We start from the raw sequence: 14796 nt of genomic DNA on the forward strand, positions 1-14796 counted from the left end.
GGCAAGACGCACGAAAGCGCGTTTGGCCCCAGGAAACAAACAGCAGGAGACAACCATGAACACCAGATCAACCCGCGCATCGGTTCCGCGCCGCTGCGCGCTGGCAGCGATCGCCTTCATCGCCATGTCGGTGCACGCACAGACATGGCCTGAAAAGCCCGTCAGAATCGTCGTCCCTTACCCCCCGGGCGGCGCCGTCGATGCAGTCACCCGCAAGATGGCCCAGCGCCTCAGCGAGCAAACCGGCCAGAGCTTCGTCGTTGAGAACAAGGCCGGCGCCACCGGCACCATCGGTACCACGCAAGTCGCCCGCGCCCCGGCCGACGGCTACACGCTGCTCGCCAACGACACCACGTACTCGCTGCTGCCGCACATCTTCAAGAAGCTGCCGTTCAACTACGCCAACGACCTGCAGCCCGTGGCCGCCTTCGTGTTCGCGCCGATGGCCGTGGCGGTCAAGGCCGACGCCAGATACAAGACCATGAGCGACCTGATCGCCGCCGCGCGCGCGGGCGACGGCAAGGTGAGCTATGGCTCCGGCGGCGCCGGCACCACGCCGCATTTCGCCAGCGAGGCCCTGGGCGTGGCGACGGGCGTGCACTTCATGCATGTGCCGTTCAAGGGCGCGGGCGAGGCCACGCTGGCCTTGCTCGGCGGCACCGTCGACTACCAGATCGCCTCCACGCCCGGCCTGATCGGGCAAGTCAAAGGCGGCAGCCTGCGCCTGCTGGCGGTCAGCGGTGACAAGCGCCTTGCCGCGCTGCCCAATGTGCCGACCTTTGCCGAGGCAGGGGTCAAGGGCTATGGCGTGGTCAACTTCACCGGCCTGTGGGCGCCCAAGGGCACGCCGCCGAAGGTACTGGAACGGCTTCAAAAGGAAGTGGCCGCGGCCATGGCCTCCCAGGACATGAAGACCTTTGCCGAAGGCATTGGCGCGGAGCCAGGCTATTGGGATGCCTCCGCATTCTCCAGGCAGCTTGCCGAGCGCACGGCGTTCTGGGGCAAGGTGGCGGCCAATACCGCGTTTGAGAGGCAATAAGCCATGTTCCTGCTGAACGCCCCAGAAGTCCGCGAACTGGATCCGTTCACCCGCATGCCCGCACGCTATCGCCAGCCCAGGCGCACGGTCTGGGCCGATGCCAACCAGGGCGGGCGCGAGATCGATGCCTTCCTGGAGGGGCCCGTGTTTGACGGCGCCGGCAATCTCTACGTCACCGACATCCCTTATGGCCGCATCTTTCGTATTGACCCGAAGGGCGACTGGGAAATGGTGGCGCAATGGGACGGCGAGCCCAACGGCATGAAGTTTCTCAACGCGCACGAACTGCTGGTTACGGACTACCGCAACGGGCTGATGCTCGTCGACGTGCGCAGCGGCAGCGCCAGGCCGTATCTGGCCCGCCGCAATACCGAGAGCTTCAAGGGCGTCAACGACCTCACCATCGATACGCAAGGGAACATCTACTTCACGGACCAGGGGCAGACCGGGCTGCACGATCCTACCGGCCGGGTCTATCGGCTGAGTGCCGCTGGCCGGCTGGAGCTGCTGCTGTCCAATGTGCCCAGCCCCAACGGCATCGTGCTGTCCCCCGACGAGAAGTTCCTGTTCGTGGCGGTGACCCGCGGCAACTGCGTCTGGCGCATGCCGATCCTTGCCGATGGCGGCGTCTCCAAGGCGGGCCAGTTCTTTACGTCATACGGCCCGAGCGGCCCGGACGGGCTGGCCATGGATGCCTGCGGCCGGCTGCTGGTGGCGAACCCGGGGCTGGGCTATGTCTGGGTGCTGAACCACCGCGCCGAGCCGCTGCAGGTGCTGCGTGGCCCCGCCGGGCATTCCCTGACCAATCTCGCCTTTGGCGGCGCGGCTGGCAAGACGCTGTTCGTGACGGACTCCACGGCGGGTGACATCCTGCGCATCGAGATGGATGTGGCGGGGCTGCCGATCGGCCCAAGCAGGAATGCGACGGGGGACAAAGCAAGCGGCTGAACTGGATTGTCGACACCAGGCTTGCTTGCAGGCGGACAACCCGGCGGTGGAACTGGCGGTGCCGAAGCCGCTGACGCCGTCGCCGATCCGCGGCCCGCGCCTGTCACTGCACGCGCATTGCGTGTTCAAGAACGGCAGCCATCAACCTGGTCGGGCCCTTCGGCTTGGCTTGAGGGCCCGGCCCCGGCAATGCAAAAAGCCCGTGCGGCGTGAACCGTACGGGCTTTTCAGGATCTGGTTGCGGGGGCAGGACTTGAACCTGCGACCTTCGGGTTATGAGCCCGACGAGCTGCCAACTGCTCCACCCCGCGGGCCGAAATATACGCGGGTTGGTGCGCCATGGATAGTCCTGATTGGGATTATTTCCAGAAATGGTCTCGGCGCATTGCCAGAATCAATGCTGTTGCCGCAAAAATGAGCATGGCATCCGCGCTTTGCCGGGTACCCGGCCGCTGGCCGGCCACGTCGCCGGGTAACGTATTCGCCATGCGCGCAGCATCCACGGACACGATCGCCCGTGGGCTCGGCGGCGCACATGTTCCGGATCCTGGCGCCGGCCTGGCAGCAACCACCTTCGCGCTTACCCTCCGGCGGCATCCTTCGGCACCGGAGCCAGGCGGAACTGCGCGGACAAGTCGGCCTCGGCGCCAAGCTGGGCGTCGGTCTGCACGACGCCTTTCGCGGCGAGCTTCGTGAGTGTCCGCGCCGCTTGGATCGGGCTGACGCCCGTGGCCTTCGCGACCTGATATGCATCCATTGGGGTGCCCGTCTTTTGCAGGGCGTCGATTACTGCCTGGCGAGTGTCGTGATTGTTGTTCATTTCCGGGCGTAGGTTGAGTCTGCTCAGACTAGACGAGGCGGACCGCCGGCGCAACCCCGCATTCTTGCTGATCCTCCCGACCGAAAAGGTTGCGCGACGGGCTTCGCACGTCAAAATAGAGGGTCTGATCGCACGCATCGCAAGAATTGCAAGAATCGCAAGAACAATGAAGCACACTTTACTGCTGATCGACGGCCTGAACATCCTGCGCCGGGTCTACGAAGCCAACCCGGCCGAGGACATTCCGGCCAAGGTCGAAGGCGCCGTACTCTCGGCGCTGGCCTCGTTCCGCCGTGCCCTGACCGAATGCAAGCCGACGCACGCGCTGGCGGCGTTCGATACCGGCGGCAAGACCTGGCGCCACGCGCTGTATCCCCAGTACCGCCAGCACCGCAAGCCCATGGATCCGGAGCTGGCGGAGGTTCTGCCTGACTTCCGCCTGACGCTGACGGAAGTGCTCGGGCTGCAGACCGCCATGATCGAAGGCTACGAGGCCGACGACATCATCGCCACGGCCTTCTATCGCTGGACCGCGAGCAAGGAGGGGCAAGTGATACCGGTGAGCACGGACAAGGACGTGCTGCAGCTCATCGCGGACGGCGCTATCGTGCGCAACCACTTTGCCACCGCGAAGAACGGGGAGCCATCCTGGTTCGATGAACGCTACGTCATGGACAAGTTCGGCGTGGGCAGCCACCAGCTTGCCGACTATCTCGCCCTGCTGGGGGATAGCACGGACGATATCCCCGGCGTCGAGAAGGTCGGGGCGAAGACCGCGGCCAAGCTCTTGCAGCGCTACGGGGACCTGGAGGGCGTGCTTGCCAACGCCGCCGAGGAAAAAGGCGTGGTCGGCAAGAACCTGGCGGAACAGGCGCACCTGGCCCGGCTCTCCCGCCAGTTGCTCTCGCTGAAGACCGATGCCCAGCTTGGCCTGACGTGGAACATGCTGCGGGTGGGGGACACGGCTGAGTAGGGGCGCCGAATAGGGGCGCGGAATAGGGACGCCGAATAGGGGTGCGGAATGGCGGCCCCGGCCGCACGCTGATCGCCGTCACGCCGTTCCTGAAAACCTGCGGCATTCCCGAGCCGGTGGTCGGCGGGGAGTTGGGTAGCCATATCGCTCATCGCATCGCCGGCTCGTGCCCATAGACGGCATCACGCAATTCCGTCACGAAGCGGCCGGACATGCCTTCATACAGGGTGTTGGTGAACGCGGCCACGCTCAGGCCCCGGGCGCGGTCGACGAACCACGAGTGCCCGTAGGCGCCGCCCCAGCGCCAGGTGCCGGCCGACTCCGGCGAGCCGGCCGCGGCCGGATCTTGCAACACCGAGAAGCCCAGGCCGAAGCCGGTGCCTGGCGCATCCGGCGGGCCCCATGCGCCGGTCTGGTTGCGGCCCATTTCATCCACCCAGGCCGCGGGCATCAATGGCTCGCCGCCCTGGCGCAGGGCTTCCAGCAAGCGAAGGAAATCGCCGGCGCTGCCAATCATGCCGGCGCCGCCGGAGGGGAAGGCACTGGTGTCCAATGCGCGCGCCGGCGCGTAGTGGATGCCGGCCGTGCCGTCGACGACGGGGACCACATCGTGCGCGCGCATGCGGCGCGGCACCGGCGTGTCGTTGACGTAGGCGGTGGCCAGCCGCCCGGCGTCGGCCGCGGCAAAGCCTGTGTCGCTCATGCCCAGCGGACCCGTGACCAGCGCGTGCACCGCTTCGGCCAGCGGCGCGTCGCAAACGCGTTCGATCACGGCGCCAAGCACGTCCGTGGCCAGCGAATAGCCCCAGGCGCTGCCTGGCTTGTAGAGCAAGGGAGCGCTGGCGATGCGGCGCAGGTTCTCCGCAAGGGTGATGCCCGGCTGGTCCATGCCGTCCGAGACGCCGGCGCGGGCATAGGGCCCGTGCTCGTCGGCTTCGAAGAAGCGGTAGCCCAGTCCGGCGGTATGGGTCATCAGTTGCCGCACGGTGAGGATGGCGGGGCTGCCGTCGGCCAGGCGGGGCGTGAAATCCGGCAGCCAGCGCGCCGCGGCCTCGTCGAGCCCCAGGCGGCCCCGCGCCACCAGCACCATCGCTGCGCTCGACACGATGGGCTTGGATACCGACGCCAGGCGGAACAGCGTATCGGTGCGCATGGGCCGGCCGGCCTCACGGTCGGCCAGGCCCGCGGCGCGGCGGTAGATGACTTCGCTGTGGCGGGCAACCAGCACGACGGCGCCGACCAGGCGGTGGTCGGCAAGGGCTTGTTCAATCACCGCGTCGACGCGGGCGGACAGGGTGGGCAGGGCGGACAAGGGGGACGACATGCGTGTTTTCCTTCGTCGCAAGACAGGAATGGGATCAAGCAAACGATAAGAAACACTGGACTCGGGAAAAAGTAGGCTAGAGTTCCTGGTTATCCGGACAGCTTTGTCCGTAATCGAAGATCAAGGCGCCTGGAATGGCGGGAAAGCCAATGGACAGCCTGAGTGGCTTTACGGTGTTTGTGCAGGTTGCCGAGACCCGCAGCTTCGTGGTGGCCGGCCGCCAGATGGGCGTGTCGGCGTCGGCCGTGGGCAAGAGCGTGGCAAGGCTGGAAGAAAAGCTCGGCACGCGGCTGTTTCACCGCAGCACGCGCAGTATCACGCTGACCGCGGAAGGCGCGCTGTTCCTGGAGCGCAGCCGCCGCATCCTGGCCGAGATCGAGGCGGCGGAGCAGGAGTTGTCGCGCGCCGCGCAAGCGCCGCGCGGGCGCTTGCGCGTCAGCCTGCCGCTGGTGAGTTCGCTGGTGCTGCCGGTGCTGGGCGACTTCATGCGGCAGTATCCGGAGATCGAGCTGGACCTGGATTTCACCGACCGCATGGTGGACGTGATCGAGGAGGGTTTCGATGCCGTGGTGCGCACCGGCGAGCCAGGCGACTCCCGGCTATCGGCGCGGTGCCTCGGCGCGTTCCGGGTCCTGCTGGTGGCGTCGCCGGCGTATCTCGCGCAGCGCGGGGAGCCCATGCAGCCCGCGGACCTGGCCGTGCACGCCTGCTTGCAATACCGCTTCCCGAACAGCGGCAAGCTGGAAGCGTGGCCGCTGCGCCGCGCAGCCGTTGATCCGGAGTTGAACCTGCCCACCTCGATGATCTGCAACAACATCGAGACCCGTGTGAGCTTTGCGCTGCAGGGTCTCGGCATCGCCTGCTTGCCGGACTTTGCCATCCGCGAGGCGCTGGCCGACGGCCGGCTGCGCAACGTGCTGGATGACTACGTGGACCGTAGCGGCACCTTCCGCGTGCTGTGGCCGGCCAGCCGGTACCTGTCGCCCAAGTTGCGCGTGTTCATCGATTTCCTGGGCGAACGGGTGTTTCCGGGCGGCGGCATTGCGCGCTGAGGGTTGAATCAACGTCGTCGCGCCCCAGCGCGTGTAGCCGTTCTGCTCTTGGCGTAGCGCAGGCCACGCAAGGCCTGGATAGCGCCTGCCACGCGTTCGATGTCCTGTAGCGAGTGCTTGGAAAATGCGGCGAACAGTTCACCCGCGGCATTCGGCACCAAGCCGCGCGCGATGTTGCCAAATCCCATCTTGACGCCGCCGGCAAGAGGCGTAAAATCTTGAAGGTTGGGGCCGCAAGGTTCCCAATAATGGTTGTAAACCTTCTTCTTGAAGGCCTTCTGGACGGCGGTTCGATTCCGCCCAGGTCCACCAGAAGCACATTGCACGGGTAGTGCGCTTCTGATGGGCCTGACCTGGTTTCGACAGGGGGAGATAGGGTCGTGAGGCAACTCGTCAGAGAAGACGCTAAAACTAAATCGAAGTAAATGCTAACGACGAAAAGTTCGCATTGGCCGCTTAATTGCCGCCTTGGGTTGTAACTGACCTCGAAACAGAAAAGTTACTGACAGGGGCTCCTTCGGGGGCCCTTGTTCATTTTGGCGTCGGCACCTTGCGGGTGGTTGAGCGCTCATCGCGTGACTCGTCCAGTTCGATGGAGCGCTTGCGTAGCGATTCGAGTCACTCCAAAAAGTACCGCTTGCTACACTTTTAGATTGCCTCCAGGTATCTTTTCCTCCCACCGATGTCAAAGGGTGTACTTCAGGCTCAGGTAGAACGTGCGCTGCGGGAAGGGGTGGAACAGGAAGTACTTGTGATTGTTCAGGTTGTCCACGCCCAGCGCACCGCTCCAATGCTTGTCTAGCTGGTAGTGCATGCGCGCATCCATCACGAAGAAGCTCTCGAAGCCCTGGTAGGTCGCGGGGTTGATATCGGTGTTGTCGACCGTCGCGTACACGCGGCTGCTATAGCGCGCTGCCAGCGTGTAAGCCCATTTGTTGTCAGGCCGATAGGTTGCCGCCACCGTGCCGCGCCACGTGGGCACGTAGGGCACGCGCTTGCCGACCGCCGTCGCGCCGGGCGTGGTAGGCACATAGCTGTCGTCCGAGAGAATCCGGGAGTTGACATAGGTGACGTTGCCCGAGAGCGTCAGGCCGTTGATCAGCACATGGTCTTGCTGGCCGGCCAGCTCGAGCCCCAGTTGCCGTGTCTTGCCCACGTTCTGCGTAAAGGAGACAGGCGTGGCGAATCCGGCAATGGTCGAGGTCTGGGAGATCAGCGCGTTCCTGACGTACTCGCTGAAGGCGGAAACGCGCAGCTTGCCCTCGCTGGTGTGGCGCTCAATGGCAAGTTCGCCCGACAGGACGCGCTCCGGTTGCAGGAACGGATTGGCCTGGGTGAACGTCGTCCCGGTCTGCACGCTCTGGTAGAGCTCGCCGACCGTCGGGAAGCGAAGCGCCTTGCCGAACGAGCCGGTCACCGACCACAGCTGGCTGGCCTCCCAAGTCAGCGACGTCTTGGGGGAGAAGCCGGATTTGTCCACGCTGGGCTGCTGGATCGGCACCCCCACGCCGTTGCTGCCAATGGCGTAGTTGAACCCGTCATGGGCGCGCCACATCTCATAGCGGCCGCCCAGCGTAGCCTGCAGGCTCGGTGTCATGCGCCAGACGTCCTGCAGCCAGAGCGCGCCGGTCTGCGTCTTGCCCTGCGAGGTGCTGAACAGCGCGCCATTGCCACCGGAGACCCAGTTGGTGGTGCTGTAGGTCGGGCTGCTCAGCTTGAACTGGTCGTAGTGGGCGCCAAAGCTGACGATGTTCGCGCCGGCGATGCCCTGCGGCCGCCAGATGCCCTTGACGTCGAGGGTGGACCAGCCGGAGCCGCTCATGTCGGTGGTCCGGCCCGGCCCACCCGTCAGCGCCGCCGGATAGAGCCCGGTGGACAAGCGGCTCGAATCCTGCAGATAGTAGAAATTGCTGACAATGGCCTCCCAGTCGAACAGCCCCTGCGTGCGGGTCCCGACCTTCAGGCTCTGCATCAGGTGCTCCTGATCAACGTTGTTGCTGGAAAACTGGCCCGCGATGGTGCTGGCGCTGTACGCGAATCCGCCGATATTGACGTTGCCGCCCGACGCGCCGTAGAAGGGCGAGCCGGATGTCGTGCTCAGGTAGGTTTGCGCGCTCGCCTTCGAACTGTTCTGCCAATAGCCCAGCGTGTAGACCGCGCTCAACGTCGGCGTGAAATCGTAGCCCAGCTTGACGGTGGCGTTGTCCTGCAGCGTATGGATGAAATTGCCCGCGCCGATTACCTGGATGGCGCCACCGGTCCGGTTGCGGTCGGCGTATGCGCCCGTGATGACCGGCAGGCCGGCGCCGGCGGCGGCCGTCGACTGGCCGACGGTGGCGAAGCTGAGCGGCTGGCTGAAGCTGTTGAGGTGGTTCGCGCTGAACCACCACGAGAACTTTCCGGTGCGGTCCCCCAGTGTGGCGCCGACCTGCTGCGCCGGCTCGTTCTGGTCGGTGCCGTATTTGCTGAACTGCTGGATGGCGCCCGTGACTTCCAGGTTGCCCTCGAACGTCTTCGGCATGCGCGTGGTGATCTCGGTCACGGCACCATAGGAGTTGCCCGGATACGCTGCGGCGAACGGGCCATACATGACGTCGACCCGGTCGATCGATTGCGGCGTCACCATGAACCACTGCGGGGAGCCGTTGCCGTTGTTGTTGTTGATCAGGGTCGACAGCAAGACCCCGTCGGCATAGATCAGGCTGCGCGCGCTGGCGTTGATGCCGGTGGTGCGGGTCGCCATCGGAGACTGGGTGTCGCCGATAAAACGCTTGCGCACCAGCACGTCGGGCAGGTATTTCAGGGCATCTTCCGCGCCCATCACGTTGATGGCCTGCGCGGCTTGTTCGCCGGTGATGCTCGCGGTGGTCTGCGGCAACTGGTTCTTCTCGGCAAACGAGCGGGTCTCGGTCACCTGGACCGCAGGCAGGCTCTGTTCGTCGGCGGCCTCGGCCAGCGTGCCGATGGTGCCAAGGATGACTAGGGGCAGCAGCGTGCGCATGATTGGGTCTACCTCAAATCGTTGTCCGGCGCCCGCGCGCAGGTGCGTGCGGACGCCACGATCACGCCAAAGGGCGTGCGTTGCTTACAGACTGGATCGAGGTAGGGCCGGAGGGTCCCTGGGGCGTCCTGAAGGAAAGGCCCCGAGTGGCGTGAAGCGGGTGACCAGCACGTGCGGCGTGGCGACCACCAGCAGCGGGATTGCCGACAGCGCCGCGGGCGCAAGGGTAGGCAGCGGCACATGGTCCGCCAGCAGATCGCAATAGCCGCAGGCGTTCAGCGAGCTGCCCGGCATGTCATGCGGCGCATTGCCCGGGTGGGCGGCCGAGCAGATGACGGCTTCGGGATCGCTGGCCTGGGCCGCGGCCACGAACTGGCTGACTGCCGGCGCAAGCACGATGAGCCACATGGCGATCAGGCCAAGCCATGCGGTCAAGCGGATGCGGCGGGTAAGCGTCATTGTTATAGGCGAGCGGGCGCGGCGCAGTCTACCCCAGCCAAGCCGAGGTGTGATCAGGCAGGCTGCGCGTCATTTTGACACAGGCAAGGACCTGGGGATGGGCGGGGTATGGCCGTCAAGCAGCGAAATCGTAGGGTTCCGCTCATTGAGCTGGCCTCGCCGGTTGCGCCGAATGCGCCGTTTGCCAGGCGGCGAACTCGGACGGCCGCAGACCGTACCTGGCCAGCACACCCTCGTGCAGCCGCCGCAGCTCCTCCACGATCAGCGCCTGTACATTGCTGCGCTCGGCTTGCGGCACATTGGCCATGACGGCCAGGTGAATCAGCGAGAGCGCATCCTGGCCGGGATGGGTTACCACTTCGCGGATGGTCTGCTTGATCAGTTCACGCCAGGCCAGGCGTGCCGGGTCCGGTTCCGCCAGGGCTTGCTTGATGGCCAGGTACTCTTGCGTCGATCGCTCGTAGGACCAGACGTAAAGATCGCGCAGCAATTCCACGCGTGTCATTTCATACAAGCCGAGGATGGCCCGGCTGTAAGCGTGATCGGGTACATCAAGAAAGGTAAGCGGACATAGGTTTGCGCGGAAGAGCGGCAAATTGGCGGCCAGCCGCGAGGTCCGCTTGTTGATGTCCGCGAACGGTTGCAGGTAAGGCAGGTGCACCATCACGAAGAAGGATTGCTCGAAAGGGTCGGTAATGCGATTCGCTTTGTCCAGCAGGTTATCCAGTGCCTCGTCGAGCTGTTGAGGCGCCGATAGCGGCCGATACACGCTTTTGCCGATGTCCACGGCATGTTGCCGGATCCGGCCTTCATCGGTCGGGTTGGGTAACAGGTTCTCCGACAAGGCGCTATGCAGGTTCATCAGCATGTAGCGATCGAACCTGGCTGTCCCGATGTTCTCCACCAACAACTCGATGGCGGTCTTGTGGTTGAGGATCATCTGGGTTTCGATGGCCGCCTTGCCTTGCGCAGCCTTGCCATGCTCGATCAACTCGAGGGTATCGAGCCGGGAATAGGTATTCCCTTCCAGATGGCTCGACGCCCAAGACAGATCGATCAGCAGCCGGCTCAGGATGGCCCGGCTGTATGTGCCCGCGGGCGCGTCAGCCTGTGCGGTCTTGCCCATCTTGTGCAACTGGCGGCGCAGCGATTCCGACAGGTACCAGGTGACGTTGGGCTGATAGGCGTCAAGAAAATCGTGCTGGTAACCGACTGGCTTGCGTGCCTGCGGCGGTTGATCGATGTATGCCAGGATATCCCGGCTGTCGGCTGACAGTGGGATGAACCCGGGGAAGCGGTCTTGCTCGATGGCCAGGGCGGCTGGCGCTGCGGATCCCACCACAAGGTAACGGCGGGCGCGGCCTTTGCCTGCCGGACAGATGATGCCCGCATCGACCCATTGGCTTAGCCAGCGTTGCGCTGTCCGGCGCGCCACCAAGGGGTGAGCCGCCAGTAATTCCGCCAGAGTCAGTCCGGCCGGGGAGGCTTGAATGCTCTTCAGTATTTCGTGGTCTGCGGACATGGGAGGTTGGGCGTTCGGTTCAGTCGGTGGCGCGATTGTGGCGCGATTTGTCCAATCGCGCCACTTCGATGGCGCGATTGTGGCGCGATTGTGGCGCGATGACCGAAACCGCGCCACCGCACGGATATGGGTCATTCTGGCGTCCAACGGCAAAAAAGCTGTATTAATATGATCTATAAGGCATTTTTCGCAATGAGCCCGCGTAGCAGATATGCAGCTTTCCGAACAGCAGGTCCTGGCGCTCGCGCCAGACAGCGGTGCCGCCAGCATGGCAATTGCTGGGCTGAAGCGATCCAGAAGCAGGACGTGAGCCTGTGGGCAGCGAAACAAGGGTTCGTGACGAATCGAGCAGAGCAGGGCGCGGCCGACTTTGTGATCCGTCGGGGCGAGTCGGGGCGGCGACTCGAAGCGCGGGGAATTTCCATGTTCGGCGGTGCCGATCCCACATTCCTTGCGCGGGCCGCCCGGTAAGACGAGGCAAGAGTGCACGGCCGGAGCTACGTGCGCCACGAAACCTGGCTCGAAAGCGGCCAATGCCCCGGGTTGCAGTTCGAGGAATTATGCTTTTTCCTCAGCTATTGCTGGAGGGTGTCGGCAGACGCAGTCTCAGCGGCCGCCCCGGTTTCGATCAATCCGGCGCACATTTCTCGCAATCAAATCCTGTTCTTTCCCCTCACGGCGTCAGGCACATCCGTGCAAACTCTCTGCAATCGTCGTTCGCGGCGGGATGTCGCAGCACCGCGTCAAGCGCATCCACGAAGGCCGCAACGGTTGGGCCGCCTTGCGCCTCGCGCTCGGCTTCGTCCATGCGCATCATGCGGTCCAGGAACGCTACCACTTGCGTGCTCGGCTGCCGCTTTAGCGACGCCAGCAACTGCGCTGCATAGGCGCCCACGGGCTGGCGCTCAATCAGCGACCCGAAGGGGCCAGGGCCACCATAATCCAGCTCGGGATACGTTTCGATCAGGGCCAATATGCGCGCCAGGACATCTTGATAGTCTTGGCTTTCGAGCGCATCCAGGTGTTCGTAGATGCGATCGATCACAATCCATTTGTCACCCTGTGCTCGAGCCTCCGCGGCCGCCTTGTCGAGGTTGGAAAAAATTGAATCGGAATCTGGATTCATTGTCACGCTCCGGAGTAACAGGTAACAGGTAACAGGTAACAGGTAACAGGTAACAGGTAACAGGTAACAGGTAACAGGTAACAGGTAACAGGTAACAGGTAACAGGTAACAGGTAACAGGTAACAGGTAACAGGTAACAGGTCGGAAAGCAGGTCGGAAAGCTTGTTTGAGTGAGGGCTGAGCGCTACCGCCCACGACGGCAATCCGCCGATCCGGTTGACGAGGTGATGGGTGATGCGATCGGCACGTGGCGTGATAACACGCGACGAAAGATGCACTTTACCCCTGGGCTGTGTGGCTTGTCTGCAAAATGGGGCGTTTTCTTGATGGTTCTCGGCGGGGGGGGCGCCGATCAGTGGCTAGTGCGCTGGCCGCCAATCATCCGGTCGACCTCATCGTCCGTCGCCACCACGGCGCGCGGCAGGTCGCGCAGCGCGCCCAGCACCGGTCAGGCCCGTATCCGCTGCGAGGCGGCCGCAGTCACCTGCGCGCAAGCCAGGCCTGGACTTCAGCGTGAGTCCTGCATGGCAACACTCGGGCGAGCAATGGATCGCGCTGCGTCAGGGTGTGCAACTCCCGGAAATTGCCGGGAGCACGGAAGTTACCCCCGGGACGCACGCCGGATAAACCAGCCGGTCAGGACAGACGTCACGCTCATCGGCACGAAGATGCCCAGAAAAATCACGGGCCACAAGTCGCCGAGATCCCAGCCGCCGGAGTGTGCCCAGTTCGGTGTCACGCACCAAAGTACAGGGAGGCTCGCACACACTGCAGACAGACCAATGGATTCGATGATTGGATGGGCCGCCCCTTTGATCAGAAAGCCGGCGAGGATACCTGCAAAAATAGGAACAACGAGAACGAAGTAAAGAGTGGGATCCATGCGTATGTGGGCATTGAGCGTACCGCCCATGACTTGCGCATCGGCCGGAATTCAGCAATCTACCTAATTTTCTGTCGGTAAATCGTCAAAAATTGCAAATTCAGCAATATTTAACGAATCCGAACTTTTCGATGGACAGCGCTCTTCTACCGCAGCGCTACCGCCTCGAAGCTTGCCACCACGGCATTGCCGGCGCCGAGCAGGTCGAGCTGGCGGCCCGCAATGCGGTAGCGCCGTACCGTTTCCAGAGCGTGCAGGAACTGCGTTTCCTGGGCCATGCCCTGCGCGCAGGCCATCATGGTGCCCGCCAGGCCTTTGAAGCGAAGCTGGTCGCCATCGGCTTCATAGCCGCCCATCAGGCTGTTACAGCCGCCATTGCCTGACAGCCGCGCTTCGTTCGTGGCGAGGATCAGGTGCGGTTCGCGCTGGCGCTCCGCCACGCTGACCGGCGCATCGCCCAGCCGCGTGAGCTTCCAGTAGGTCCCGCGCAACGGGCTGTCAGGCACCTGTGCCGTTGGCTTCTCCGATGCCTTCCCCTCGCCCCTGGAAGCCGATACCAGCCGCAACTGGAGCGGCGCCTTGTTGCCGTCCAGCGCCGGGACATGCGTGTCGGTGGTAAACAGCAACCGGCCATGCTGCCGGATCACCGCCCGCACGGCGTATCGATGGCCAGGCTCGATCGCCTGGTCCTGGTAGGCAACCCCGAAATGGAAGGGCGGCTGGCCCGCCGGATCCAGCGTGGACCGGCCGATAACCAGGGCTGGCGCGCCAGCGCGCGACACATCTTGCAGCGTGACTTCGAACACGGCATCGGGAGGCAGCGCGATACGCTCGCGATAGGTCGCCGTGCCCGTCACGATACCGGCCAGCGCAGGTAACGCCAGGGTGGCAGCGAATGCGGCAAGGGTTTGGCGTGCGGGGTTCTTCCACATGGTCTTGTCCGTTCTCAGGTTCATTGGGTGCAATCGTGAAGCGTTCGCGCCATCGCGATCAGGTAGTTTGCCAGGCTGGGAAACAACGGCTGACTATATGCCAAGCCGCTCTTTGAGTGCATCGGTAGTCAGCGCCCCCGAAAACGTCAACATCTCGCCCCCAGGGCCCTGATATACGGCAAATGGCACGCTGTCCAGCTTCAAGCGTAGAAAGTACTCGGTGTTGGCCTTGACCTGGCTCACGGCATTTTCCGGGGTCTGCGCGGCGGAGACCTCAAGCCCGCCTTTGCGAGCATCGAGCAAGGCTTCATGATTGTCCATTTCCCTGACGGCGTTCTGGCTACCGAGCAGGTAGGCGCCCTGCTGCGCGGATTTTTCCGGGGTCAGCAGTCCGATTGGGATCCAGATGAAATGCGCGGACGACAGCAGTGGCTTCGCTGCCTTCCAGAGCTCACCGCAATGGGGGCACTGCGGATCAAAGAAGATATAGATCTTCCTGGCGCTGAGCACATTGCCGGCATTGAACCCGTGCGTGTTGCTTGCCACGGACTCGATCGACAGCGTGACAGCCGGCTGCTGGGCGACGCCAGACGGCGCGGGATTCGCATCGACTTTGGCTTTCTCTCCGCAACCGTAAATCTGGACGATGAGCGCTGCGCAGATCGGCAGCAGTAATGTTCTTTTCATATGGATATCGTTTCAAGTAGGATTCAGCAA

13 protein-coding genes, 1 tRNA gene and 1 other RNA gene are annotated in these 14796 nt (G+C 63.9%); 5 read left to right on the top strand and 10 right to left on the bottom strand.

The window, feature by feature from the left end:
* The first annotated feature begins 55 nt into the window (after positions 1-55).
* Together RR42_RS26545 and RR42_RS26550 are read left to right on the top strand one after the other, a co-directional pair.
* Complete coding sequence (locus tag RR42_RS26545; protein WP_043354384.1) at positions 56-1039, top strand: Bug family tripartite tricarboxylate transporter substrate binding protein; 984 nt, start codon at positions 56-58, stop codon at positions 1037-1039.
* A 3-nt stretch (positions 1040-1042) separates the two neighbouring features.
* Complete coding sequence (locus RR42_RS26550) at positions 1043-1987, top strand: SMP-30/gluconolactonase/LRE family protein (RefSeq protein WP_043354386.1); 945 nt, start codon at positions 1043-1045, stop codon at positions 1985-1987.
* Between the two features lie 235 nt (positions 1988-2222).
* Here RR42_RS26550 and RR42_RS26555 read toward each other — a convergent pair.
* A tRNA-Met gene (locus tag RR42_RS26555) sits at positions 2223-2298 on the bottom strand.
* 269 nt (positions 2299-2567) lie between these two features.
* A complete protein-coding gene (locus RR42_RS26560) occupies positions 2568-2807 on the bottom strand; it encodes a hypothetical protein (protein WP_043354387.1) in 240 nt (79 codons plus the stop codon).
* 166 nt (positions 2808-2973) lie between these two features.
* Between RR42_RS26560 and RR42_RS26565 the strand changes: the two genes are divergently transcribed.
* On the top strand, positions 2974-3780 hold the full coding sequence (locus RR42_RS26565) for a 5'-3' exonuclease (RefSeq protein WP_043354389.1): 807 nt from the start codon (positions 2974-2976) through the stop codon (positions 3778-3780).
* A gap of 148 nt (positions 3781-3928) precedes the next feature.
* Here the strand turns inward: RR42_RS26565 and RR42_RS26570 are convergent, their stop codons facing one another.
* Complete coding sequence (locus RR42_RS26570; RefSeq protein WP_043354391.1) at positions 3929-5104, bottom strand: serine hydrolase domain-containing protein; 1176 nt, start codon at positions 5102-5104, stop codon at positions 3929-3931.
* 149 nt (positions 5105-5253) lie between these two features.
* Between RR42_RS26570 and RR42_RS26575 the strand changes: the two genes are divergently transcribed.
* Both RR42_RS26575 and ssrA read left to right on the top strand, forming a co-directional pair.
* A complete protein-coding gene (locus RR42_RS26575) occupies positions 5254-6156 on the top strand; it encodes a LysR family transcriptional regulator (protein WP_043354392.1) in 903 nt (300 codons plus the stop codon).
* 175 nt (positions 6157-6331) lie between these two features.
* Positions 6332-6690: a transfer-messenger RNA gene (ssrA, locus tag RR42_RS38145) on the top strand.
* 151 nt (positions 6691-6841) lie between these two features.
* Here the strand turns inward: ssrA and RR42_RS26585 are convergent.
* The 7 genes from RR42_RS26585 to RR42_RS26615 all read right to left on the bottom strand — a co-directional run bounded on the left by RR42_RS26585 (position 6842) and on the right by RR42_RS26615 (position 14766).
* Positions 6842-9157, bottom strand: coding sequence for a TonB-dependent receptor (locus tag RR42_RS26585; protein WP_052494986.1), 2316 nt, complete (start codon positions 9155-9157; stop codon positions 6842-6844).
* An 84-nt stretch (positions 9158-9241) separates the two neighbouring features.
* Positions 9242-9616, bottom strand: coding sequence for a DUF2946 domain-containing protein (locus tag RR42_RS26590; RefSeq protein WP_043354398.1), 375 nt, complete (start codon positions 9614-9616; stop codon positions 9242-9244).
* A 142-nt stretch (positions 9617-9758) separates the two neighbouring features.
* Entirely contained in the window at positions 9759-11672 is a 1914-nt protein-coding gene (locus RR42_RS26595) for a Fic family protein (protein ID WP_236702201.1), read from the bottom strand.
* Positions 11673-11811: 139 nt separating this feature from the next.
* A complete protein-coding gene (locus tag RR42_RS26600; RefSeq protein WP_043354402.1) occupies positions 11812-12264 on the bottom strand; it encodes a hypothetical protein in 453 nt (150 codons plus the stop codon).
* A 601-nt stretch (positions 12265-12865) separates the two neighbouring features.
* Complete coding sequence (locus tag RR42_RS26605; RefSeq protein WP_043354404.1) at positions 12866-13177, bottom strand: hypothetical protein; 312 nt, start codon at positions 13175-13177, stop codon at positions 12866-12868.
* A 116-nt stretch (positions 13178-13293) separates the two neighbouring features.
* Positions 13294-14103, bottom strand: coding sequence for a YbaY family lipoprotein (locus RR42_RS26610; protein WP_043354406.1), 810 nt, complete (start codon positions 14101-14103; stop codon positions 13294-13296).
* Positions 14104-14172: 69 nt separating this feature from the next.
* On the bottom strand, positions 14173-14766 hold the full coding sequence (locus tag RR42_RS26615; RefSeq protein ID WP_052494987.1) for a hypothetical protein: 594 nt from the start codon (positions 14764-14766) through the stop codon (positions 14173-14175).
* Positions 14767-14796 lie beyond the last annotated feature (30 nt).

Origin of the sequence: Cupriavidus basilensis (assembly GCF_000832305.1) — a bacterium.
GTDB classification, from domain to species: domain Bacteria; phylum Pseudomonadota; class Gammaproteobacteria; order Burkholderiales; family Burkholderiaceae; genus Cupriavidus; species Cupriavidus basilensis_F.